Below are 24,988 nucleotides of genomic sequence, written 5' to 3'. Positions count from 1 at the left end.
CCCCTCTGCCCCTCTGCCCCTCTGCTCCCTGCTAGATTATTCCAGTGCGATCGCAGATCCCCATCGGTCTTGAGGTAAAAAAGATCTATCCATTGGTAGATGAGCAACTGCTTCGGTTAGGGTGAATGTTCCTGCTTCGATCCATTGCTTTAATTCCCGCGCTACTTGATTAGATAGATACATACTTGCTAATGGTGCGGCGCGTACAGGTTTGCCTTCAATCGTAATTCGACCACTTTTAAGCTGGGCATAACTTACTAAACCAAAAGTCGGACGGACGCGCCTGGGGATAGAAAAATCTACTACTGGTGCAACTATATCCTGATCTTTGACGGCACAACGGGCAACAACTTCTTCTTGTAATACAGGAAGTGGCACACCTACACCCAACATTAGGGAAGGTCCGTAATTTTTAAAGTAGCAACCGCGTACCCATTTACGATCCATTTGTTTAGCATCCCCCATAAGTGCCACAGTTGCTGCGGGTCCTACTGGGGTATGGTTGGGTAGGCGTTTTTGTAAAGGAAAGTGCTGAGTTCCTTCCCAAGCAACATAGCCAATACCGCCTCCTAAGAAGATGCGGGTTCCAATACCTATGAGGTTAAGATCTGGATCGTTGAGTAGAGGTGAAATGGCTCCTGTGTTGGAGTAGACAGCATTTCCTAACCTTGGTTGTAAAGGACCTAGATAGGTAAATAGAGGGCGATCGCCTCCATTGACACCCACAATAAAATTTTGGTAGAGGTTGCGGGGATTATATAAATAAAACTGGTTAATTGTGTCGCGGCTAATAGTTGTATCAAATGATGCTCTTGGATAACAATCTGTCACCTGTCCTATAGCTCGTAATTGTACAGATTTACCAGCAATTAAATCTTCGATTACATGACCGCCACCACGTTGCTCTCTAGCTGTTCCATTTGTTGTGCGAAGATCTAGCACTTCACCTGTACTAGAATATTCAACTACTTGAGTTGCCCCTAAATACAAATCTACCGCTCCAAAACCTGCATAAGCAGAAACACCATCCAACCAACAGGAGCGAATTTTGATTGGTGGGTCAGTGTGTCCCAGGTTAATAATTGCTCCTGATGACTCCATTGGCTCAAATGTGCCTGTAGTAATTACATCTACTTGCTTTGCCGCCTGAGTTACACCAATTTCTGCTACCCGCGCTTTTAATTCTTCTACTGTCCAAACTACTGCACAGTTGCGGGTAATCTTATCATTAATTTCAGCTATTGTACGCATAAATCAATTAACAATCATCAATTAACAATTATCAATTAGCCCACAATAGATATCAAATTAATTGTGACCAATGTATGGCTCAAGTTAGACTTAGGATTGGATCTCAGTATCAGTTGTTTCTCTAAATTCATCAGGTTGCAAAGAGTCGGAAACTACAACTAATTCTCTTTCGTTTTCTTGTTTGGTATTCCATTGATCCAAAACATCTTTTACAAGCACTTCTTGTACCCAAACTTGACCGACAACTGTTAGAGGCAGAGCTAATAAAAAACCTAAAATTCCAAAGAATGTCGCAAAGAATACTTGAGCTAGTAATGTGACTGCTGGAAGTAAAGATACTTGTTGCGCCATCACATAAGGCGTGAGTAAATTAGTTTCAAATTGCTGAATTAAGAAGTAGACGATAAACACAGCGCCAGCTTTCCAAGGAGCATCTAACAACGAGATTGCCATTGGCAGTACTACGCTGAAAGTTGGACCAATATTGGGAATAAAGTTGAGTAAGCCTGCTAATACTCCTTGAGCTAAGGGTACTGGAATGCCTAAAGCCCACAAGCCAATTACACTGAGGCAGGCAACAACAGTCATGCTGATTAAAGCACCGATAATCCATTTACCTAAAGCAAATTCACATTGATCAAGAATTCCGTCCGCCCGTCGCCGATAAAAGGAAGGGAAAAGGCGTACAAATGCCTTACGGTAAGACGTTGGTTGAGCTAATAGCATTAGCGTCAACACAATTACGAGCAAGAAATTTAGTATTACCCCTAGTGAACTAGAGAAAAAAGCTAAAGATCTACCTGCCAGACCCTGAAGCAAAGGCTGTACTTGGTTATTAAGGCTATTAACATCAGGTAAATACTGACTCATCTGAGGTGAAATCAGTTTTGTCAGTTGATTACGCCAACTATCAAATAGCTGTAATACTTGGGGTAACTTGGTTGAGGTCAGTTCCTGAAACTGTGAGACGAATGGGGGGACAATTATAAAGAAAAAGCCCACAAGTACAGCTAAGAAGATTCCCAGTGCTACCAGTACTGATGCTGGACGCGGTACGCCAAATTTTCGTAATTTCCGCGCCAGTTGGTTTAATGACGTTGCTATCAAGACGGCTGCAAACATCAGCAGCAATAACTGTCGCAGTTCCCACAAAATATATAGTGAAATAACTAAGGCGAAAAAGCCAATCCACTGACCTAGTTTCAAAGTTTCTGACTCCTAGATGCGCTGAAGTTATGAGTTTGTCCCAGCAATTATCTTCAGTAATTGCTGTTTATTGCAGTTAGATTAGCGGATATTGGTTACTTCGCCTAGACTCTTGGTGTTGAAGATAAGGCAATGATCAGCTTAATCTATCTGGCGATAGAAATATAAACGCCACCAGAGAGCGATCGCCACAATTAAACTAGGTAAAAATACTACAATCAGTACTAGCGTTGGTGTGCTTGCTAGGGAGAGACTAGAGCCACCGTACTTAATTAAGGTAGAAAGTACAGCAGAAACGATTAAAACTTTCAAAATGAACCAAATCTGATCGCTCATATCACAAATTGATGCCTTAACAACTGTAAACACAGGTAGGAAATACCGATGAAAGTCAGGGTAGACTCCGACCTTCGCTATACCATTGAATTCCGTAGAATAAATTTAGTGTTACAAAACTTAATTCTGTATTAAGGAAATAATAATTATGCCTGTTGACACTAATAATAAGCAACCATTGAAATCGCCAAGAGCAAAGCAGCTTGGCGGAAGTTTACTGATTCTAGCAACAGTACTTTTACTGCTAAATATTATTGTCCCTACTTTTGGTACTCGCACTCCGCAGGTTCCTTATAGTGATTTTATAAATCAAGTAGAAAAAGGTCAGGTTACAAAGGCAATTGTCGGAGGTGAGAAAATTGAATATGCCTTGAAATCTGAGGCAAATGGCAATCAAGAGCAGGTATTTGTAACTACTCCGATCGCACTAGATTTAGATCTGCCTAAGATTTTACGCGAACATAATGTAGAATTTGCTGCACCTGCACCTGATAATAGTGGCTGGATTGGCACATTATTAAGTTGGGTTGTACCACCACTGATTTTCTTTGGGATTTGGGGGTGGTTGATGAACCGAGGCGGAGGTGCTGGCGGTGCTGCGCTGACTGTAGGTAAGAGTAAAGCGCGAATTTATTCTGAGGGCAGTACAGGCGTTAAGTTTGCTGATGTTGCTGGTGTTGAGGAAGCCAAAGTTGAGTTACTAGAAATTATTGACTTCCTGAAAAATGCTGGTAAGTATACCAAATTGGGAGCAAAAATTCCTAAAGGTGTGTTGTTAGTAGGTCCTCCTGGTACTGGGAAAACACTGTTAGCGAAAGCGATCGCAGGTGAAGCTAGTGTTCCTTTCTTCAGTATCTCTGGATCTGAATTTATTGAGTTATTCGTTGGTGTTGGTGCTGCGAGAGTCCGAGATTTATTTGAACAAGCTAAAAAACAAGCTCCTTGTATTGTCTTTATTGATGAGTTAGATGCGCTTGGGAAGTCTCGCGGTGGCGCTGGTGGGTTTGTCGGTGGTAATGATGAACGCGAACAAACTCTCAATCAGTTGCTAACTGAGATGGATGGTTTTGAAGGTAATACGGGTGTAATTCTGGTTGCTGCTACTAACCGTCCAGAAGTACTCGATCCAGCGTTACGTCGTCCTGGTCGTTTTGACCGTCAAGTAGTTGTAGACCGCCCTGATAAAATTGGTCGAGCAGCAATTCTGAATGTTCATGCTAGAAGTGTGAAATTAGCTGAAGATGTCCAGTTAGACGTGATTGCAGCTAGAACTCCAGGGTTTGCGGGTGCTGATTTAGCTAACTTGGTGAATGAAGCAGCACTGTTAGCAGCACGTCAAAACCGTGAAGCTGTGATCATGGCAGATTTTAACGAAGCTATTGAGCGAGTTGTTGCTGGTTTAGAAAAGCGATCGCGCGTTTTGAATGAAGTTGAGAAAAAGACCGTAGCTTATCACGAAGTTGGTCACGCTTTAATCGGCGCTTTAATGCCTGGGGCTGGTAAAGTACAAAAAATCTCCATTGTGCCTCGTGGTGTTGGTGCATTAGGCTACACGATTCAAATGCCAGAAGAAGACCGCTTTTTGATGGTAGAAGATGAAATTCGCGGGCGCATTGCTACTTTATTAGGTGGACGTTCAGCAGAAGAAGTAATCTTTGGTAAGGTTTCTACTGGTGCGAGTGATGATATCCAAAAAGCTACAGATTTAGCGGAACGTGCGATTACACTTTATGGTATGAGCGATCAACTCGGTCCTGTTGCTTTTGAAAAGAGTCAGCAGCAGTTTATAGATGGTTACTCTAACCCACGTCGTCCAATTAGTCCTAAAGTGGCAGAAGAGATCGATCAGCAAGTTAAGGAAAGTATTGATCGGGCGCATCATATTGCCCTGGCAATTCTGGATAATAATCGAGATTTGCTAGAAGAAACAGCGCAGAAGTTGTTACAAAAAGAAGTTCTGGAAGGTGCGGAATTGTTAGAACAACTTCAACAAGTTAAAGCGCCTGTTGAGTTGGATCAGTGGTTACTGACGGGTAAAATTCCCGCCAATATAGAGCTAAAGCAAGTTGCTTTGTGTAACTAATAAAACTTCTAGCAAGCATTCTAACCCCTCTTCCCCGCTTGCAGGGAGGGGGGATTTTTTTAAGGCTAATTAGCTTAACGAGAACCTGCGTTAATTGCAGATTTAGCTATTTTAGTTAAAAAAGCTTCCTGTTGCTTGTCGCTGAAACCAGCTTCTTTATAACTTTACAAAACATTACTTTTAAAGCATAAACTAATTCAGTCTATTGAATCTTGCTGATCCTAAATAAATGTTCTTATAATAAATAAAAAATCATTTTTACCCCCAAAACCTCGATTTAAGCAACTCAAGAATTAGTTAGAGGTTTAAACTTCATGTTAAATCTTAATAAAAATATAGAAACTGCGCTCAACGAACTTGAGAAACGCTATGGTAATCGTTTAGTAGAGAACTTGGAAAGCAATGTTTATAGACGTGAACTCACTTATGACGATTATTTGAAAATAGAAACACTGCTTTCACTACAACAACCGCTAACTGATTACCATGATGAATTGATTTTTTTGGTTTACCATCAACAAACAGAACTCTGGTTTAAGCTAGTTATCCATGAGTTGGAACGTGCAATTAAAGCATTAAAAGCAAGTACGTCTGATATTATCAGTAGTATTGATGCTGTCACTAGAATTAATAGATACTTTGCAATTATAACTAATAGTTTTAGTGTTTTAATGGAAGGTCTTTCCACAGAAGAATTTTTAATATTTCGCAAAGCTTTTGGTTCAGCAAGCGGTTTCCAATCCCTGCAATTTCGGATTATAGAAATTCTTGCTGGTTTGCAACGCGATGTTAGAGAAAAACCCATCCAAGAAAATGCTAAATATATAGAAACCGAGCAACCTCAGCATCAGGATAAGAGCGAAGCTAAATTCTATTGGGAATGCGCTGCTAGAAATTTAGCAACTAATGAACCTACGTTAACCCTATTAAGGTTTAAAGAACAGCATTTACCTTATTTAAATTTTCTTTACTCTCAAAGAGAGTCGCTATCTTTACGGTTAATTTTTTACCAAATTGTTAGCCAAAGGATGAAACAAGAAATAGAGATAGTGAAATTATTAGAAACCTTGTTTGATGAAAAAATTGAAAAAGATTTAATTGTACTTGCTGAAGAACTCCTGAAAATGGACGAGGCAATTATCCATTGGAAACAAGCACACTTAAAAACGGTTGCTAAACATTTATCGCAAGTACGGCGCGGAACGGGCGAAACAAATTGGGGGGAATATTTAACAAAATCTATTGCTGAACATCGCTGCTTTCCAGAATTACAATTAGCTAAACAAAATGTAGAAGCTAAAAAATGTTTTTAGCAGCCATCGCAGGTTAAGTTTTATAACTATCAATTTTATTAATTTTTTGATAGTTATAAGGCTTAATAGTAAATAATTATGGGCAGGTAGTAAGGGCAGCACCACATTGATATTCTCTTGGTAGCCAACTATGTAAACCTTGATATTTAACTTGCGCCCATTCTCCATTAAAACCCAACATTTTGATGCTGGTATTAGCTGGAATTGCCCCTAATTTTTGACTGTTATTACTAGCACTACGGAGAGCAATTAGCCCCCTCTCCGTCAACGGGGAGGGGGTTGAAGAGTGGGGTTTTACATATCATACCCAAACAAATTTGGGTCAACTTCTCCTAACTTTAAATCATCCAAACCATACTCAACCCAACGCCTATCAACCATCGCTGCAACATCAGGATCAGATTCCAAAGGTTCGCCCCATTCATGTTCAGTTTCCGGCGAAATTTTCGTAGTTGCATCAATCCCCATTCTGCCACCTAAACCAATTTTTTCACTAGCAAAATCTAATGTATCAAAAGGCGTATTTGGCAGAATAAATACATCTCGAACTGGGTCAACTTTAGAACTAATTGCCCATACTACTTGACGCGGATCTCGGATATTAATATCCTTATCTACCACAATCACAAATTTAGTGTAAGTAAACTGTGGTAACGCACTCCAAAAAGCTAATGCCGCCCGTCTTGCTTGCCCTGGATATGCTTTATCAATGGATATAATTGCTGCTTTATAACTAAGCGCTTCCATTGGTAAGAAAAAGTCTACAATTTCTGATACTTGTTGCCGTAAAATTGGGGTGTAAATCCGGTTAAGTGCGATCGCCATCATCGCTTCTTCTTTCGGTGGACGACCGCTAAATGTGGTAAGATAAATCGGATCTTTCCGGTGAGTCATGCAGTGGAAGCGCACCAGAGGCGAATCTTCCACACCACCGTAATATCCCATGTGATCTCCAAATGGTCCATCTGGTAAAACTTCCCCAGGTGTAATCGTACCTTCTAAGACAAATTCCGAGTCTGCGGGTACTTCTAAATCTACAGTTTTACACTTCGCCAACTGTACCCCAGAACCACCATATAATCCTGCAAACAACCATTCAGATAAATCTACAGGGATGGGTGTGGCTGCTGCCATTATAATTAAAGGATCGATACCAAGTGCGATCGCCACTTCTAATTTCTTCCCATTCTCCGCCGCCTTCCGTAAATGCCTTGCACCACCCCGCACAGATAACCAATGCACCGTCATCGTATTATGTGACTGCAACTGCAACCGATACACCCCTACATTCGGCGTACCCGTCTCACAATCCTTAGTAATTACCAGCCCTAATGTAATAATCTTGCCAGCATCACCCGAATAGGGGCGAATCATCGGAATTTTAGTTAAATCTAGGGCATCACTAACAACAACTTGCTGACAAGCTGGGAAGAAATCGCGCCCTGGTTTTGCCTTCAATACATCAAATAACAGCTTTCCAAACTCCACCGCTTGTGAAATCTTCTTCGGTGGTTTTGGTTGTTGCAGCATGGATAACTTCTTACCTAACTCCTCCAACTCCTGTGGTTGCTGCATATTCATCGCCCAGCATATCCGTTCCACTGTCCCCATTACATTCACAGCTACGGGATAATCTGCACCTTTGACATTTTCAAATAGTAGTGCAGGACCACCGCGTTGTAACATTCGGTTAGAAATTTCCGCAATTTCCATATCTGGATCAACTAAAGCGTTAATTCGCTGCAATTGTCCCTTTTCTTCCAGCAGTTTGAGGAATCCCCGTAAATCTCTAGCCATTATTTTAAGAATTGTAAAGAACTATTTTTATATTATGTCTTGAGAGGCAAGGATAAGTTGATAAGTACTGCTTGCTCTTTTGAACTCAAACATTACTTGATTTGCTTGAGAAAAACTGCACTACAGTATAAAATATCTCGCTGTTATGATGAATAATGCTTAATTATGACTGAAATTAATGACCCTGCTATTATCAATTTAATCGCCCAGAATGTTTACCAAACATTGGTTGATATTCAACGGATTAACCCTTCACTTTTAAAGGAAAAGTATCGCCAATTCCCTTGGCGATCGCGACAAGCTGATTTTATTAAAATGTTAACCTTAGAACTTAGCGAAACTATAGATATAGATACTTTAATATTGAAATTAATTAAATTACTTAATCGGTTTATTAACTATAGTTTTTTTATTTCAGAGCAGTATAAAAACTTAACAGAAAAATTGCGACAAATTACTAAAATCTCCCCCAACATTGAGTTATCTAAACTTAGTAGTGATGCTGAATCTGAACAAGCGATCGCTATTTTATTATTAGATCTAGAAAACTTGCAACTTGATATTGCTACAGAAAATTTTATTGCACAAGTCTGCACATATCCTATTCAAGTAAAGATTGCTTTTGCAAATTGGCGACAAATGGGTAAACTAGATGCAGAATTACATAGTCGGGGATATGACTTAATTCATGTTCCTGCTGGCAAGGATAATGCTGATGGTAAAATGATTGCTGTTGGCTTATCTCTGCGTGAACATTACCCTAACGCTAAAGAAGTTTTAGTTTGTTCATCAGATAATGTTATGACTAATCTTTGCAATCATTTGCTTAAAAAAGGTTTAACTGTTTATAGAGTTTCTAGACAGAAGGATGGTTTAATTATATCTAATTTTCAAACAAACAAAACTCACAAATACACCCTTTCTCAATTACCTGCACTACCACCCTTAGCAGAATGTTTAAATAACTTGCGATCGCTCATTGCTGCCGAGCAAAATAAAAATAAAACTCAATGGATTAAAGCATCTAAAATTTCAGCTTTATTTTTAGAAAAATATAAATATTCTCTAGAAAAAGTTGCAGTAATTTACCTTCATAGCAAACAAGTTAAAGATCTCTTTATTGGCAACCCATCTATTTTCGCCATCCATCAACCTGCTCCAGACAATGAGATATATATAACTGTATTTAATTCTAAAAATGAATCTCAACTAATTGAAAATAATTCTAGTAATACAGATAATAGCAAAATTACACAACCTTTACACCAAATCATTGAATCTTCAGAGCAGCTAGAACTTGCTTTAGTTTCTTTACTTGAACATACTAATAAAAAATCTTCAATTAATTCAATTAAACTGATAACTATCGCACAGTTAGGAATTCTTTTTAGACAAAGGTATAATAAATCAGTTAGAGAAGTGTTAAAAAAAATAGGAAAAAATGGAAATCTAACTAAATTTTTACAGTCATCGGGAAAATTTACAACTCAAATTATTAACCAAATTGAATATGTTGAGTTAGCTAGTGATCCTATCTTGACACTAAATTCACCAACAGCATTAGAGCAAGTTTTAGTCAAAATATTTAAGTCCCTAACTCTTAAATCTCCACAATCACAAATTCCGGTAGAAACTTTAAGTGGAGAATTTCATAAGCGATATGGGGTGACAATTTCTGCAATGATGAAACACTTAAAGATAGCAGGTAGTTTTACAGAATTTTTGCAATCGTGTAATACTTTAGAGATTAAAACCTCTGGAACAAAATCTCAAGTTCTCTTAACCTAGTTTTTGGTTAAACAAGGCAAAATTTATAATACGGAAAAGTAGGTAAGTATTATTGTAGTTAGTTAAATACAGATCGTATATCACTGCGTATTTTTATGACAGATCAACTAAGTGCCGTTGCTACCCATGCTTTGCACCTGTGGTACAACAACTTATTCTGGATGGCTTGGAATCTCTTTTTGGCATTGGTACCGCTAGGCATGAGTTTTTGGCTATTCCACCGTCCCCGTTCGCTTTGGTTGCGCGTGGTAATAGGAATAATGCTAGGTGCTACGTTTGTCTATGGCTTCCCACGCAAGGACAACTATTGGGAGAATTTAATTAAACTGATCAATAGTCTGTCCACAAGTTATTTAGCATTCGATGCAATTTACTTAATTCTGGTAGTTGGGCTTATACTACTTTTGATGATGTTAGACTTTAGGCTATTGCATGGGCGAGGATCTCGTTCAATTGCTTGGTGGCTAGGATTTGCAGTTTTTATTTTGTTTTTGCCAAATGCACCTTATGTTTTAACAGACATCATCCACCTAATTGATGATATTCGTCGCTACTCTTCAGTGTGGTTAATCACTCTGGCAATAATTCCCGAATATTTATTGTTTATGGTGATGGGGTTTGAATCCTATGTTTTATCTTTAATTTATTTAGGTGACTACTTAAAACGACACGGCTGGGGCAAATATCTCCTTTCGGTTGAGTTAATTGTGCATGGTTTAAGTGCCATTGGAGTTTATTTGGGAAGATTTCAAAGATTAAATAGCTGGCATATCATCAGTCAACCGGATGAACTTTTCAGAAGTGTAACCAATGATTTAGTCGGCAAATTGCCTCTAGTAGTGATCGCAGTGACGTTTGTGGTAATTGCTGGTCTTTACTGGATTATGAAGCAAGTAAGTTTAGGAATTATGCTCAAAAGCAGTCGGCGTTCAGTAATTAGCACTCAGCAGTCAGCAGAAACAACTGACAATTTATAGCAGCAGGAGAGAGCAAGATAATTAATTTCTGATTGATTTACAAAATTTTCCTATCAAAAGAAAGATGAAAGCACCTCAGATATGAATCTAAATGAATTTAGACTGATGTGCTTTGAGTAAATCTGATTAGGAATTTAACAATATGTCGGTATCTCAAGATGAACTCAAGAATTTAATAGAAGTTACTCAAGCACCATGTATTTCCATTTATATCCCTACTCAAAAGGCAGGTCCAGAGGTACGCCAAAACCCAATTCGCTTTAAAAATTTGATGCGGGAAGCTGAAGAACACTTGCATAAAATGGGGTTAGATCAAGATGCGATCGCCTCATTACTCACGCAAGCACAGGAACTTGATACAGCCGAATTCTGGGAAAACCAAGACAACAGCTTGGCAATTTTCATATCTCCTGAAATATTCCGTCACTATTCTTTACCGCAAGAGTTTGAAGAATTAGTAGTTGTAACCGATAGCTTCCACCTGAAACCATTGCTACAGTTAGTTAACAATGACGGGCTTTTTTACCTTTTAACTTTAAGCCAAAACGAAGCTAAGTTTTTTGAGGGAACGCGCTACAGCATTAAACAGATAGGAGTGGAAAATCTTCCATCTAATCTGGATGAAGCCTTAGAGTATGATGAAACTGCTAAGGATAATCAGCAAGAGATTGCTACACCCAAAGGGGGAACTGGCAATTCAGCCCAGCAACCAGGAAGTTTTCATGGACAAGGCGCTGAGGGAGATAATGCCAAGAGCGATATCTTGCAATTTTTCCATACAATTAATAATGCCTTGGCAGAAATACTCAAGAATAAGAAAGCGCCTTTAGTCTTAGCCGGAGTTGAATATTTATTCCCACTTTATCAGGAAGCAAATACTTATCAGCATTTAGTAGAAGAAGGCATTACTGGAAACCCAGAAAATTTGCAGCCTGAAGAATTGCACGAACAAGCTTTAAAATTAGTGGAGCCGTTGTTTGAGCAAGAGCAACAAAAAGCCATAGAACATTATCACGAACTAGCTGGTTCTGATAATGGTAAGGCTTCTCACGATTTGAAAGAAATCATCTCTAGTGCATATTTCCAAAGAGTTGATTCCTTGTTTGTCGCTGTAGGTGAGCAAAAATGGGGTCATTTTAAACCAGATACAAATACAGTAGATCTACATGATGAACCACAAGCAGATGATCAAGATCTGCTAGATTTTGCTGCTATTCATACAATCTTAAACGGTGGCAAGGTTTATGCAGTTGAGCCAGATAAAGTTCCAGATAATGTACCGATAGCAGCCATTTTTCGTTATTAATTAGCTATTAGCTATTAGCAAATGAGATAAATTTAGGTTGGGTTCGCTGGGCTTAACCCAACCTACAAATCTGATCAATCATTGCGTGGAATGGTGTTACTGCTAAATTTGGTAAGTTTAGCGATCGCCAACGCCAAATCCGTGAAATTTACTGGCTTGGCAACGTGCAAATCAAAACCAGCAGCTAAGGCACGTTCACGATCTTGTTCACTAGCGTAGGCTGTAAGCGCCACTGCGGGCAAATGTTTTCCAGATGTTCCCTCCCGCCGTCGCCACTGACTAATCAGCGAGTAACCGTCTTCACTTGGCATCCCAATATCGCTGACTAAAATATCTGGCGATTGCAATTCTAAAACTTCTAAAGCTTGCCTAACTGAATCTTTAGCTGTCACCTCAGCGCCAAATTGTTCCAAAACATTAGTCATAACTTCTCGCGCATCTGCCTCATCATCTACTACTAAAATCCGCAAACCTTTTAAAGTTTTGCTTTTTAAGGATTTAGAATTAAGTGCAGCCGATGATGAGCTATTTTTTGAATTATTGCTGGTAATTTCCTCGGTATTAATTAAAGGTAGTTGAACGGTAAAAGTTGCGCCTCTGTCAATTCCAGCACTTTCAGCACTAACTTTACCACCATGTAGTTCTACTAAATGACGTACAATTGCTAGACCTAATCCTAAACCACCGTGCGATCGCGTAGTACTACTATTCTCTTGACGAAAACGCTCAAACACATAAGGTACAAACTCAGGCGCAATTCCCCGACCTGTATCACTTACTTGAATTTGCGCTCTTTCGTCCACACAATTTAATCTCACCTCCACACGCCCATTAGATAAAGTGAACTTAATCGCATTAGACAATAAATTCCAGACAATTTGCTGCAAACGGTCAGCATCACCAGCAACATATCTCAGGGGTAAATCTACTAAAGTTTCTAACTTAATTCCCTTAGCTTCAGCACTAGGTCGCAAAGTATCCACAGCAGTTTCAACCACTGAAATTAAGTCAACTTGTCGCAGATTAAGCTGTAATTTTCCTCTAATAATGCGCGAAACATCTAATAATTCTTCAATCATCCGCAACTGAGAACGGGCATTGCGCTCAATAGTTTCTAATGCTTTTACTGTCTTAATTTCATCAAATTTCCGTGTGCGTAACAAAGTCACCCAACCCAGCATCGAATTAAGCGGAGTCCGTAATTCGTGGGAAAGAACCGCTAAAAATTCATCTTTGAGACGGTTAGCTTCTTGAGCTTCACGATATAAACCTGCATTATCAACTGAAGCAGCAATACTATGAGCTAAATCTTCAGCCAAAGTTAAATCTGTTTGATCATAATGACGACCTGAATCTGCTGAAACTAATGATATTGCTCCAATGGTGCGCCCCCGCGTAGTTAATGGCACCAGCATCGCGGAAACAGGATGGAGTTGTTCCATGAGTTGCAGATATTCAGGGTCACTTATAAAAGCTTCTAACTGCAAATCATCGACTTGCGTTAATATTTGTGACCTACCAGTACTGAGTATCCTACCAATACCTAAAGGTGAATTGATATCTGGCGGATAGCGATGTTGCATTTCACGCATCAACTCTTCCTTAGCTGGATTTATATGTGCTACTTCCACTCGCTGGATAGCGCCTTGTTGATCCACAAGATCGATGATGCAGTAATCAGCTAAAATTGGCACAGCCAAACCCGCTACGCCAGCTAGTGTAGTTTCATAATCAAGTGAGGCAGACAACTCCATCCGCGCTTGGGCTAGAAATTCAAATCGCCACTTAGATGCTTCCGCTTCTGCGCGTGCCATTTGTTCCCGAATTAGTTGAGCGCGTTCTTCTTCAGCTTGTTTGCGCTCTGTAATATCGTGCATAACTACAACCGCACCCAGCTTTTTACCCTCTGGGTTAACCATTGGTTGTCCGCTAGCTAAGACAACCCGTGCTAAATTGTGTTGGGAAACAATAATCATTTCTAAGTTACGAATATGCTCCCCTTGTAAAGCTCGCCAGACAGGAATTTCCTCTTTTTTCATCAGCGTTTTGCGGTCTGGCTTATACAATTTATAGTACTCACCCCACTCTTCAGCAGGAATCGCGCTTTCTTGCAAGCCATGAAATTCCCGCGTAACACGATTAAAAATTGTTAGTACTCCTTGGGCATCACAAGCAACAATTCCAGCTTCAACGTTATCAAGAACAGCTTTGAGAAATTCTTTTTCTGTTTCCAGTTCAGTTTGTGCTTGCTGACGTTGAGTTATTTCTTGTTTCAATAATTTATTGGCTGTTTCGAGTTCTATGGTGCGTTGTTCAACCCGAATTTCTAATTCTGTTGCTATGTTTTGCAGTTCACGCTGGCGAATAGCAACTTCTTTTGCTAACACTACTACGTCTTGATTTGTGCTGTCTAATTGTTGTTGAAGTACCTCACGAGCTTTTTTCATCGCGATCAAATTGTCTACACGCGATCGCATTTCCTCCGATGAAAATGGCTTAATGAGGTAATCTTGCGCTCCTGATCGTAATAATTGTACCCGTAATCGCTCGTCAGCTTTAGCAGTTAACAAAACTATCGGTGTATTATCCAGTTCACGATGTTTTCTCACCTCGCTCACCAGTTGATCGCCACTTAAATGGGGCATCATAATCTCACTGATAATTAAATCAGGAATTAACGCTAAAGCTTTTTCCCAGCCTTCTTGCCCATTAAATGCACTAACAGTGCGATATTTAGTGGCTAGAGTTTCGCTAATAAACTGATTCATTTCAGGATTATCCTCAACCACTAGCACTAAGGGGAGGATCTGCTCATCAGTAGTTGGTAATTGTAACTTCTCCTCATCCCCCTCGCCAATAGGTTTTGACCACATCTGCTGTGCTTGCCCAAAATTAATTTCTGATCTTAGTTGTACGACAAATTCCTCAATTTCGATATCATCACTTACCTGTTGACGCACTTCACTACCAACAGGGACTATTTTTAGTTTACTAAAATTTAGTCAGTCCCAACAGAAATGATTACAGCTTGGCGGTACGCCCAGCCAGAGTTGCTACTACCATGATTAACTCGTTAGGATCGACAGGTTTGGAAAGATGCCACTGAAAACCTGCCTCTTGTGCCTTTTGTCTGTCTGAATCATGGGCAAAAGCAGTTAAAGCGATCGCAGGTATAGCTGGCAATACTTCCCCATTCCTAATCTGGCGAATTAGTGCATAGCCATCCTCAGTTGGCATACCAATATCGCTGATTAACACATCTGGAGAACTTTGATTCAAAACTGCCAACGCCTCCCTTACAGATGCCGCAAGTATTATTTCAGCACCCTCCTGTTCTAAAATCGCATCGAGTAACTCACGGGAATCAGGATCATCATCTACAACCAGCAACCGGAGATTCTGGAGTGGTTGCACAGGCGCAGACTCGAAGGCGGGAAGTTCTCCTTCCTCCTCCACTAAAATTTTAGTTTCTGGCAGTAATGGTAATTGCACTATGAAAGTTGCTCCTTTACCTAAACCTGCACCTTCAGCAGAGACAGTACCACCATGTAATTCTACTAAATGGCGCACAATGGCTAATCCTAGCCCTAAACCACCGTGCGATCGCGTAATGCTGCTATCAACTTGGCGAAAGCGTTCAAAAATATACGGTGTACACTCAGGCGGAATCCCTATACCTGTATCACTTACCCGAATTTCTACAAAAGCCTGAGAAATTAAGCTTGCTCTACTACCTTGCTCTATAGCTATTTGTAATCCTGCTTCTAATGGCTGATTTTTGCTGTTAGTAGATAAAGATAACTCAACCTCTACCTTTCCCCCAGATGGCGTAAATTTAATCGCATTAGAAAGTAAATTCCAGATCACTTGCTGCAACTTATCAGCATCACCTTTGTAGATTCTGGCAACAGCATCAATTATGCAATTTAACTGAATGTTCTTAGCATCTGCTGCTGGTTGCATACTATCAATCGCAGTATGAATAATTAGCCCCAAATCAACCTCACGAATTTGGAGACGCGATTGACCACTAATAATCTTGGAAATATCTAATAAATCATTAATTAAGTTAGTTTGCGCTATGGCATTACGCTCGATTACTTCCAACGCGCGTGTCGTAGTATTTTGGTCAAGCTGGCGGCTATGTAGCATCCGCGCCCACCCTAAAATCGCATTCAGGGGAGTTCGCAACTCATGGGAGAGTGTCGCCAGAAACTCATCTTTAATTCTATTTGCCGCCTCAGCAGATTCTCGTGCAGCTTGTTCACTTTTTAATAATTTCTCGCGTTCTATTTCAATGCGCTTGCGTTCTGTAATATCTTCAATTGCGCCTTCATAGTACAAAATTTGCAGCGTATTATCTGTAACTGCTCTAGCACTATTAAGTACCCAAATTATATTGCCATTGCTGCAACAAAATTGCACCTCAAAATTCCGCACTACTCCCTGTTGCTGAATTTGGGCTTCCCATAAGTCACCCGCTTGTGGGTTAACATACAAATCTACCAACTTCACACCAAAGAGCGACTGCGGATTTACATAACCCAACATCTGCGCCATTGCTGAATTGGCATCCTTGATCTCCCCTGTTGCCGTAGTACGATAAAGCCCTACTGGTACACCCTCAAACAAACGACGATAAAGGGTTTCATATTCTTTTAAGGCTTGGCGTTGCCAAACTCGCTCCATTACTGAACGCGCTGCCCTCGCTAACCGCATATAATGTTTGGGCGATTTAATAATATAGTCATCCAGTCCAGCCTTCATCGCTTCAACGGCAACTTCCTCATCGCCGCTATTAGTAAACATAATTATGGGGCAGTCTGGATATTGCTCTTTAATACGGCGAATAACTGCTATGCCGTTAGTCCATTGCAATTGATAGTCTGTAATTACCAGATCAAAATTGCCAGCGTTGATTGCTTGCTCTAAGTGTGCTGGATTATTGATTTGCTCTATATTAAGATCATCAAACTCTCGCTCTAACTGGCGGATAGCCAGAAGGCGATCGTCTGGGTTGTCATCAATAACTAGAACACGCAAAGTTTGGCTCAAAGTTGATCTCCATTTAGATCAGCAATCAGGAAAGTAGGGCTATGCCCTACTAAAGGTAGAGTAACGCAGGAGGAGTAGGTATTAATCATCTTTTCTTAATACTATTGTGATAGTATAAGTGCCAAAATGATCCCTACCCTCATGTATAGAAGGCTACAAATTAATCTGGATTAACTATTGGTTTTTTGTTTAAACCCAGCCAGTATAAGTTGATCTGCTTAATCATTTCTAACAACGCATCAAAACCTACTGGTTTGACTAGATAAGAGTTAGCACCCAGATTATAAGCTTGTTGAATCTCGTTATTTTCAGAGGATGAAGTTAGTACCACTACTGGCAGAAGTTTCAGCCCTGGTTGTTGACGTAGCCATGTTAATACTTCAAAACCAGACTTGCGGGGTAGTTTTAAGTCTAACAGTATTAATATCGGTAAAGGATAGCGATCGCGATCGGCATACATCTGTTTACCACTCAAGTACAACAGTGCTTCTTCTCCATCCTTTAACACTTGTACAGAATTTTTCACGTTAGCTTTATAAAAAAAAGCACGCTGAATTAGCAGTATATCGTTAGGATCATCTTCTACAAGCAAAATGGTATTGTCAGCTATCATCATTTTTTTGTTCAACTTTTGGTAACTCTATCCAAAAACTACTACCCTCGTTAACTTTTGATTCCACTCCTATTCTCCCCCCTATCCGTTCTATCCCTTTACGCACAATTGCTAGTCCAATGCCTGTACCCGCATAAGTTTCAATGCCATGTAAACGTTCAAATACTTGGAAAATGCGATCGTAATGCTCTTTAGCAATACCAATACCATTATCTTTTACCCATAGACGTATCCATTTTTGATGTTTGCTTGTTTCCTCTTCCTGAGACTGTAATCCTAAATTTAAGTTGCGTTCTTCTGCCCAGATCTCAATCTCAGGTTGCACCCCTGGCGCTACAAACTTAATCGCATTCATTAATAAATTTATTAATACTTGAATCAAAGTAGTACGGTGTGCTAATACCTCTATCTGAAGTAATGTTTCTGTTACACTTACAATCGCTTGTCGTGCTTGGAACTCATCGTGCAAATGTGTTAAAACATTGTTAATTATAGATGCCAAGTTAATCGACTGGAGTTTGATTTCAGTGCGACTAACACGACTATAAGCAAGCAAATCTTGGATCAAGTTTTCCATGCGCTGGGCGTTTCTAACAATCCGATGCGCGTACTCCTGACCCAATGAGTCTATTTTGTCGGCATAATCTTCTAGTAAAATTTGGCTAAATCCTTGCATAGCACGTAAAGGCGCACGTAAATCGTGAGAGACAGAATAAGCAAATGCTTCTAATTCAGCATTTGCATCTTGTAATTGAGCAGTACGCTCAATTACACGCTGTTCTAATTCTTCAGCTTTACGTTGGAGTTGTTCTCGCAGTTGGGTTTGACGAATTGCGATCGCAATTTGATTTGCTACTTCACTCACAATTGGCAAGTGTTCAGGATTAAAAGCAAATCTTTCTCTACTAGCTAAGATTAATTGACCAATAAGATTTTTGTCAGCTACTAAAGGCAAACTAATATAACTACCCATTAATTGGGCGTTTTGACGCTGGAGAATTGGCGGGTATTCTAGAAAAACCGATAAATTAGAAAAATTAGAAATTTCGCCTTTTCCATGATTGTTGATTTCTGCTAAAAAATCGGAATTAATAAAATCTGTAATTGGCATTTTACTCTTAATTGCCAATTTCCAATCTCCAGTTAGTTTTTCTACTAAAACTTCAGCTTGTTGTGTTTCAAACTTAAATAAAACTACAAACGATTGTTCTGATACTACTAATTTTGCTAAACCCGATAGTGCAGCATGAACAATTTCTGTTAATGAATAAGCTGCTAATATACCACTATCAACTGTATGCAAAACTTCCAAACGCTGGGAGGAACGGTTTAATGCTACCTCTGATAATTTTCTTTGATTAATATCTTCAATTACAGCAATGAAATATTTTGGTTCACCCGTAAGTTCGCGCACTAATGAAACTGTCAAATTAATCCAGATTACAGAACCCTTTTTGCAGATATACCGCTTCTCCATTGAGTAAGTCTGAATCTGATCTGCTAAAACTTGCCTAACATACTCTAAGTCAGTATCCAAGTCTTCTGAGTAAGTAATATCTTGAAAGGTTAGCTGTAACAGTTCTTCTTGGGTATACCCCACAATCTCACAAAGCTTTTGATTAACCATTAGCCACTGTCCGTTTAGCCCCAAATGGGCAATACCAACAGCCGCTTGGTTAAATGTAGCGCGAAACCTCTGCTCACTTTCGTTTAATGCTTCAGTCTGCTCTAAAGTCATTTCTAGCAATAACCCCATCCCGAACCTTCTAGGCGTGATTTCCTCTAGCTTTCCTGAAACCAAAAGGAAATAAGAAAACAAGTTTTATATTTGCAATATTTTCTACGTTTAACTTAAGTGATATAGCTTTTGCTATCTACCCTTAGATAGATGCCAATATTAAGTAACTGCTAAGACCTTTGCTCCCTGTGTATATCAAACAGCTTTTAGGTAAATGATGAGTGAAGTTATTAACAAAACTATATAATTTAATAATTACTCCCTTCCCATTAAAAGATTACCGATTATATTCTTCTTATTCCTTGGCGTTCTTTGCGTCTTGGCGGTTTATAAATAGGTATTCTTTGAGTGGGAAGCGAGTAATTGAACTTACTTAAATTGTAAAAGCTTGTGCTATTAATATGCAAAACTTGGCGCAAACTCTAAATAAATTTCTGAATATATTTTTGCAATCTAAATGTCCACTTTGCCAACGTGCTACTGAAGCTGAATTTTGCCAATACTGTCAACGGCAACTTTTAAGCTGTAAATTCACTAATTCTAGTTATTTATGGCAAGGAGAATTGCCAGTATTTGCTTGGGGCGTATACGGAGGAGCAATTAAAAGAGCGATCGCAGCTTTAAAATATGATCGACAACCACAAATAGCTCTCCCTTTAGGTTACTGGTTAGGGGAAGCTTGGTTAAAATCACCAATATCTCAAACGACAAAAAAATTAATAGTAGTGCCTATTCCCCTGCATGATAGTAAATTAAAGCAGCGCGGCTATAATCAAGCAGAACTGTTAGCACAAAGTTTTTGTAAATTCACAGGTTTAGCTTTGCAAGACGGTTTAGAAAGAGTACGCGCCACAGAAGCACAGTTTGGTTTATCTCAGTCACAGCGACAAGAAAATTTAGCTGAAGCTTTCCGCTTGAGTAAAAAATTGAAAGTACAAAGTAGTAATGCCGTATTATTACTAGACGATATTTATACTACTGGTGCAACTGTTAAATCTGCTACCCAAACCCTGCAACAGCAAGGGATACAAGTTTATGGATTAGTTGCGATCGCGACTTCAAAAGTAAACAGTAATTAAGAGCTATTTCTTCCAAATTACTAGGATAACGCCACAGATAATCAAACTTAAACCTACATAACGATTAATTGGGATAGCTTCTTTAAATACAAAGTAACCGACTATCACCGAAAAAACATATACCAAAGAAGCAGCAGGACCAGCAACACTAAGATCGACGCGCGTTAACAATAAAATATAAGTAATTGCTCCTAAAGCATAGCAAGTTAGCCCAACTACTAATTCTGGCGTAGTCACGATCCCTAAAACATGGCTAACTAAATTACTGGCGTTGACTTGTCCCAGCTTGGTTGCGCCAGATTTGAGAAAAAACTGCCCTGCAACGCTCATAACAATAGAAATTAAAAACAAACCGAATTCTGATAAAGTCACAGCAACATCCTGATGCGAACAGACTTAGTTTTCTAGTTTACAACCCGTTTACTCCCCACCAGAGCTAGGATAAACTTAAGAAATAACAGTAAATTTATATGACTAGCGTTATTCAATCTCCCTACAGCAGCGAACAAATCACAATTTGGCTACGTGGTTTACTAACCGTTGCGTGGATAGACGGTGATTTTGATGAGGAAGAGCAAAAATTAATCGCTTCCTTAACTCAAAAGGAAATAGATCCCAAAATTGATTTAAGTTCTGTAGAACCAATTACAGCAGAGGAATTAGCCGCAGCTTTTGCTAATGACTCTGAAGGTGCAGAAAATTTCTTACGCACGGCTGTACTGGTAGCCTTAGCAGATGGCATCTATTCCTACTTAGAAGATAAACTGTTATACAAGTTTGCTCAAGCATTGGGAAAAGAAGCGATCGCACTAGAAGCCTTAAGACATACCCTTTATGAACACCCAGAAACAGAGCCAGATCAAAGATCAACTACGTTAAATATTAGCGAATTGTCTGCCCAAGGACAACGAGCTTTGCTGCAACCAGTACGACACTGGCTAGACGGGCTAGAAATTCACGACCCAAGAGTAGCAAGATTTTTGGGTAAACTGATTCCCTCACAATGTCCCTTTGAGCGAGATATTGAACTATTTGGGCATAAAATTGTGCATATCCCCCCCCTGTGTAAGCTCAATCCTCTATACGAGCAGTTAGTTAGTTTACGCTTCCGAGCTTTATCCTACCTAGCTGATGACTGCGGTGAGGATGTCTCACAGTATTTTTGATTAACTTAGTGATTGTTTATAATTGAAAAATATGCCAGTTTAGTAGCTTCGTAGTTTAATTATTGGCTGATAGCTGATCTACGATAAGCTGATAACTATACTCTGCTGATCAAGAAACTGAGTATTTAATTTAACTTGTCATTAGTTAAAGGTGTTTCAGCAACGCTCAATTTCCAGATGCAAGCCCCCAACTTCATTTGAGGTGAAATTGATAATTGATAATTGTTAATTGTTAATTGTTTAGTATGCAATTTATAGATCAAGCAGAAATTGAAGTTGAAGCAGGAAATGGCGGCGACGGCATCGTAACTTTCCGTCGGGAAAAATATATCCCTGCTGGGGGACCTTCTGGTGGCAACGGTGGTCGCGGTGGCTCCATTTATTTTAAAGCAGTAGAAAACCTGCAAACTTTGCTGGATTTTAGGTATAAGCACCGCTTCAAAGCCCAAGATGGAGAACGTGGGGGACGAAGTAACCGTACTGGTGCAGCAGGAGGCGATCTCCTCATTGAAGTTCCTTGTGGTACTGTCATTTATGATGCCGAAACAGACGAATTAATCGTTGATTTCATTGAACCAGGGCAAACATTTTGTGTAGCCGCAGGCGGTAAAGGCGGTTTGGGCAATCAGCACTTCCTCAGCAATCGTAACCGCGCTCCAGAGTATGCCTTACCAGGATTACCAGGGGAACATAAGCATCTGCGTTTAGAGTTGAAACTAATAGCTGAAGTCGGCATTATGGGTTTACCAAATGCAGGTAAATCCACACTGATTTCATCTCTCTCAGCAGCACGTCCCAAAGTAGCAGATTATCCATTTACAACATTAGTTCCGAATCTGGGTGTAGTGCGTAAACCTAGCGGTGACGGTACTCTTTTTGCTGATATTCCTGGTTTAATTGAGGGAGCATCAGAGGGCGCAGGTCTAGGACACGACTTCTTGCGCCATATTGAGCGTACCCGTGTATTGCTACATTTAATTGACGCGACTGGTGAAGATCCCATTGCCGCCTACCAGACAATTCAGCAAGAATTAGAAGCTTATGGGCGTGGTCTTGTTGAGCGTCCCCAACTTTTAGCATTAAACAAAATCGACGCAGTTGATTTAGAAACTCAAAATAGTTTGAAGGCAGAGTTATCTAAGATTAGTAATTCACCAGTATTTCTAATTTCAGCAGTTGCTCGGACTGGATTAGACGCTTTATTGCAGAACACTTGGCAGATATTAGATGAGTTAGCAGCAGTGAGTTAGCGTAGGGGTGCGTTAACACTTCGTCTCGTTCGCAAGCGAACATTCAAATAAAAACACCCCTATGAATAAAGCGAACACAGAGATAAATGATTTACAACTTCCGAGACAAGGAGTACTAGGAATCTGGGATTTGATTGTTGGGCGTGGTATGTCTGTATCAGAGTTGTGGTTATGTCTAACGCCTGCCCTTTTAGCTACAACGGCTGTTCCACTTTATGCAATTAAAAATAATTTAGGATGGAATGTATGGCAACTGATAATTGCAGCTATATTTGCTTTCGATCTAGTGGGTGGAGCTATAGTAAATGCTACTCCAACTGCTAAACGTTGGCATCATAAAGTCGAGAATGGTTTTAAATACCACTTCTTATTCATCACATTACACCTTCATCCATTTATTATTTCTTGGCTGTACCTTGACGGAGAGTTAAAATACTCATTTGTTATATACACTTACTTAATTATCGCCACATTAATAATTCTGCTTTCACCACTTTATCTGCAAGGATCAGTAGTGATGCTTTTATATATAGGAAGTATTTTATTAAATAACTATATATTGTCCCCAGTCCCTGGAATGGAGTGGTTCCCTGCGGTTTACTTTCTCAAATTGCTAGTAAGCTATTTACCGTCAAAATCTTCAAGTACAATATGAAGGTTGTACTGTGTGGCGGACTGTGATCGAGCGGTATACCCTGCCCGAAATGGGCAATTTGTGGACTGATACTTATAAACTCAAAACGTGGCTTCAGGTAGAAATTGCCGTTTGTGAAGCTCAAGCTGAATTAGGTTATATCCCTGCTGAGGCGGTGGAGGAAATTAAGGCTAAGGCGAATTTTGACTTGAAGCGCGTGCTGGAAATTGAGGCTGAAGTCCGCCACGACATGATCGCATTTCTCACAAATGTGAATGAGTATGTGGGAGATGCGGGACGTTATATTCATTTAGGCTTAACCAGTTCAGATGTGCTAGATACAGCGTTGGCGTTGCAACTGGTGGCTAGTGTAGATGTTTTGTTGACACGGTTGGAAGATTTAATTCAAGCTATTCGCTACCAAGCGCAGCAACATCGCAATACGGTGATGATTGGGCGATCGCACGGTATTCATGCTGAACCGATCACTTTTGGGTTTAAGTTAGCTGGATGGTTAGCAGAAGTTTTAAGAAACCGCGATCGCTTGGTGCGTATTCGTGATGAAGTCGCTGTAGGTAAAATTTCTGGTGCGGTGGGAACTTACGCCAATATTGATCCCCGTGTAGAAGCGATCGCTTGTCAAAATCTCGGATTAGAACCTGATACGGCATCAACTCAAGTTATATCACGCGATCGTCACGCCGATTTTGTCCAAACCCTTGCTTTACTCGCTGCTTCTATTGAACGTTTTGCTGTAGAAATTCGCAACTTGCAACGCACAGACGTTTTAGAAGTAGAAGAATATTTTTCTAAGGGGCAAAAAGGCTCATCTGCAATGCCTCACAAGCGTAACCCGATTCGTTCAGAACGCCTAACAGGGATGGCGCGAATTATACGCGGTAATGCGGTTGCAGCTTTAGAAAATGTGGCGCTATGGCATGAACGGGATATTTCCCACAGTTCTGTAGAACGGATGATTTTACCCGATTCTTGCACCTTAGCCGATTTTATGATTGTGGAACTAACCGACTTAATTAAAAATTTGTTGGTTTATCCAGAGAATATGCAGCGCAATATGAATTGCTACGGTGGTGTAGTATTCAGCCAACGGGTAATGCTAACTTTGGTTGAAAAAGGCATGAACCGTGAAGATGCTTATAGTGTTGTGCAATCTTGCGCTCATCAAGCGTGGAATAAAGAAGATGGTAACTTCCAAGATTTGATTAGCAAAGATTCTAGGGTAACTGAACATCTCTCTCCAGAAGAAATTGAGGGATGTTTTGACCCGCAGCATCATTTGAAGAATCTAGACCAGATTTATCAACGGTTGAGTATTTAATATCATCAACTGCACCGTCTAAACTAATAGTTTGGACGGCTTTTTTTCTAACAATTT

Annotated in this window: 20 protein-coding genes; 10 read left to right on the top strand and 10 right to left on the bottom strand. The window is 39.8% G+C overall.

Annotation, left to right across the window (positions count from 1 at the left end; genetic code table 11):
* Positions 1–36: 36 nt before the first annotated feature.
* From CRI9333_RS05980 to CRI9333_RS05970, 3 genes are all read right to left on the bottom strand, one after another.
* Positions 37–1,251, bottom strand: coding sequence for a homocysteine biosynthesis protein (locus CRI9333_RS05980; RefSeq protein ID WP_015202264.1), 1,215 nt, complete (start codon positions 1,249–1,251; stop codon positions 37–39).
* 90 nt (positions 1,252–1,341) lie between these two features.
* Positions 1,342–2,457, bottom strand: a complete 1,116-nt coding sequence (locus CRI9333_RS05975) for an AI-2E family transporter (RefSeq protein WP_015202263.1) — start codon at positions 2,455–2,457, stop codon at positions 1,342–1,344.
* A gap of 141 nt (positions 2,458–2,598) precedes the next feature.
* Positions 2,599–2,793 (bottom strand): hypothetical protein, encoded by a 195-nt coding sequence (locus CRI9333_RS05970; RefSeq protein ID WP_015202262.1) that lies wholly within the window; start codon positions 2,791–2,793, stop codon positions 2,599–2,601.
* 148 nt (positions 2,794–2,941) lie between these two features.
* Here CRI9333_RS05970 and ftsH point away from each other — a divergent pair, with 148 nt between their 5' ends.
* A complete protein-coding gene (gene ftsH / locus CRI9333_RS05965; RefSeq protein ID WP_015202261.1) occupies positions 2,942–4,876 on the top strand; it encodes an ATP-dependent zinc metalloprotease FtsH in 1,935 nt (644 codons plus the stop codon).
* A 314-nt stretch (positions 4,877–5,190) separates the two neighbouring features.
* On the top strand, positions 5,191–6,189 hold the full coding sequence (locus tag CRI9333_RS05960; protein WP_015202260.1) for a tryptophan 2,3-dioxygenase family protein: 999 nt from the start codon (positions 5,191–5,193) through the stop codon (positions 6,187–6,189).
* 76 nt (positions 6,190–6,265) lie between these two features.
* On the opposite strand, the gene CRI9333_RS26610 is transcribed toward CRI9333_RS05960, so the two are convergent.
* A complete protein-coding gene (locus CRI9333_RS26610) occupies positions 6,266–6,457 on the bottom strand; it encodes an SH3 domain-containing protein (protein ID WP_157462278.1) in 192 nt (63 codons plus the stop codon).
* Between the two features lie 26 nt (positions 6,458–6,483).
* Positions 6,484–7,986, bottom strand: coding sequence for a UbiD family decarboxylase (locus tag CRI9333_RS05955; RefSeq protein WP_015202259.1), 1,503 nt, complete (start codon positions 7,984–7,986; stop codon positions 6,484–6,486).
* Between the two features lie 165 nt (positions 7,987–8,151).
* On the opposite strand from CRI9333_RS05955, the gene CRI9333_RS05950 reads away from it, so the two are divergent.
* From CRI9333_RS05950 to CRI9333_RS05940, 3 genes are all read left to right on the top strand, one after another.
* Positions 8,152–9,774 (top strand): NYN domain-containing protein, encoded by a 1,623-nt coding sequence (locus CRI9333_RS05950; RefSeq protein WP_015202258.1) that lies wholly within the window; start codon positions 8,152–8,154, stop codon positions 9,772–9,774.
* A gap of 95 nt (positions 9,775–9,869) precedes the next feature.
* Complete coding sequence (locus CRI9333_RS05945; RefSeq protein ID WP_015202257.1) at positions 9,870–10,751, top strand: DUF1361 domain-containing protein; 882 nt, start codon at positions 9,870–9,872, stop codon at positions 10,749–10,751.
* 142 nt (positions 10,752–10,893) lie between these two features.
* A complete protein-coding gene (locus CRI9333_RS05940) occupies positions 10,894–12,057 on the top strand; it encodes a baeRF7 domain-containing protein (protein ID WP_015202256.1) in 1,164 nt (387 codons plus the stop codon).
* A 74-nt stretch (positions 12,058–12,131) separates the two neighbouring features.
* On the opposite strand, the gene CRI9333_RS24765 is transcribed toward CRI9333_RS05940, so the two are convergent.
* The 4 genes from CRI9333_RS24765 to CRI9333_RS05920 form a co-directional block, all read right to left on the bottom strand.
* Positions 12,132–15,017: a response regulator gene (locus CRI9333_RS24765; protein WP_015202255.1), complete on the bottom strand. Its 2,886-nt coding sequence runs from the start codon at positions 15,015–15,017 to the stop codon at positions 12,132–12,134.
* 61 nt (positions 15,018–15,078) lie between these two features.
* Entirely contained in the window at positions 15,079–17,112 is a 2,034-nt protein-coding gene (locus CRI9333_RS05930; RefSeq protein ID WP_015202254.1) for an ATP-binding response regulator, read from the bottom strand.
* Between the two features lie 160 nt (positions 17,113–17,272).
* Complete coding sequence (locus CRI9333_RS05925) at positions 17,273–17,728, bottom strand: response regulator (RefSeq protein WP_015202253.1); 456 nt, start codon at positions 17,726–17,728, stop codon at positions 17,273–17,275.
* Positions 17,715–19,544 carry a sensor histidine kinase gene (locus CRI9333_RS05920; RefSeq protein ID WP_157462277.1) on the bottom strand — a complete coding sequence of 610 codons (1,830 nt, stop codon included), beginning with the start codon at positions 19,542–19,544 and terminating at the stop codon, positions 17,715–17,717. Before CRI9333_RS05920 ends, CRI9333_RS05925 begins: the two co-directional genes overlap by 14 nt.
* Before the next feature lie 320 nt (positions 19,545–19,864).
* On the opposite strand from CRI9333_RS05920, the gene CRI9333_RS05915 reads away from it, so the two are divergent.
* Positions 19,865–20,542, top strand: coding sequence for a ComF family protein (locus tag CRI9333_RS05915; RefSeq protein WP_015202251.1), 678 nt, complete (start codon positions 19,865–19,867; stop codon positions 20,540–20,542).
* Positions 20,543–20,545: 3 nt separating this feature from the next.
* Here CRI9333_RS05915 and CRI9333_RS05910 read toward each other — a convergent pair whose 3' ends face one another.
* Complete coding sequence (locus tag CRI9333_RS05910) at positions 20,546–20,914, bottom strand: EamA family transporter (RefSeq protein WP_015202250.1); 369 nt, start codon at positions 20,912–20,914, stop codon at positions 20,546–20,548.
* A gap of 98 nt (positions 20,915–21,012) precedes the next feature.
* On the opposite strand from CRI9333_RS05910, the gene CRI9333_RS05905 reads away from it, so the two are divergent.
* The 4 genes from CRI9333_RS05905 to purB all read left to right on the top strand — a co-directional run bounded on the left by CRI9333_RS05905 (position 21,013) and on the right by purB (position 24,931).
* On the top strand, positions 21,013–21,708 hold the full coding sequence (locus CRI9333_RS05905; RefSeq protein ID WP_015202249.1) for a Mo-dependent nitrogenase C-terminal domain-containing protein: 696 nt from the start codon (positions 21,013–21,015) through the stop codon (positions 21,706–21,708).
* 245 nt (positions 21,709–21,953) lie between these two features.
* The gene (obgE, locus tag CRI9333_RS05900; RefSeq protein WP_015202248.1) at positions 21,954–22,958 is read left to right on the top strand and encodes a GTPase ObgE; all 1,005 of its coding nucleotides are present in this window, start codon (positions 21,954–21,956) and stop codon (positions 22,956–22,958) included.
* Positions 22,959–23,019: 61 nt separating this feature from the next.
* Positions 23,020–23,613: a hypothetical protein gene (locus CRI9333_RS05895; RefSeq protein ID WP_015202247.1), complete on the top strand. Its 594-nt coding sequence runs from the start codon at positions 23,020–23,022 to the stop codon at positions 23,611–23,613.
* Between the two features lie 22 nt (positions 23,614–23,635).
* Positions 23,636–24,931 (top strand): adenylosuccinate lyase, encoded by a 1,296-nt coding sequence (gene purB, locus CRI9333_RS05890; protein WP_041226413.1) that lies wholly within the window; start codon positions 23,636–23,638, stop codon positions 24,929–24,931.
* Positions 24,932–24,988 lie beyond the last annotated feature (57 nt).

It is taken from the genome of Crinalium epipsammum PCC 9333 (genome assembly GCF_000317495.1).
Classification (GTDB): Bacteria; Cyanobacteriota; Cyanobacteriia; order Cyanobacteriales; family PCC-9333; genus Crinalium; species Crinalium epipsammum.
Note: the sequence above shows the minus strand (reverse complement) of the source record. Positions and strands in the feature narration are given on the sequence as shown.